The organism is Neisseria sp. P0021.S005, from assembly GCF_051956955.1.
Map to the genome: position 1 here is coordinate 1 of NZ_JBQCWY010000994.1, position 434 is coordinate 434.

Consider the following 434-nt stretch of genomic DNA (forward strand, 5'->3'; position numbering starts at 1 on the left):
GTTAGGTTCGGATACCGGCGGTTCTATCCGCCAGCCAGCATCGCATTGTGGCATTACCGGCATCAAGCCGACTTACGGTACGGTTTCACGCTTTGGTATGGTTGCTTATGCTTCCAGCTTTGCCCAAGCCGGTCCTATGGCGCAAACGGCCGAAGACTGCGCGATTTTGTTGAACGCCATGGCCAGCTTTGACGAGCGCGATTCCACCAGCTTGGAGCGCGACAAAGAAGACTACACCCGTGATTTGGCCAAGCCGCTCAAAGGTTTGAAAATCGGTTTGCCTAAAGAATATTTCGGCGAAGGCGCGGATGCCGATGTTCAGCCGGCCTTGCAAAGCGTTATCGATTTGCTCAAAGCTCAAGGCGCAGAGACTGTTGAAGTTTCCCTGCCGCAAACATCATTGTCGATTCCTGCTTATTACGTTCTCGCCTCTG

Annotated in this window: 1 protein-coding gene; it reads left to right on the plus strand. The window is 53.2% G+C overall.

Annotation, left to right across the window (positions count from 1 at the left end; genetic code table 11):
• Positions 1–434: amidase (locus ACTHUE_RS20550; protein ID WP_440424338.1), on the plus strand; the 434-nt coding region annotated here is incomplete at both ends.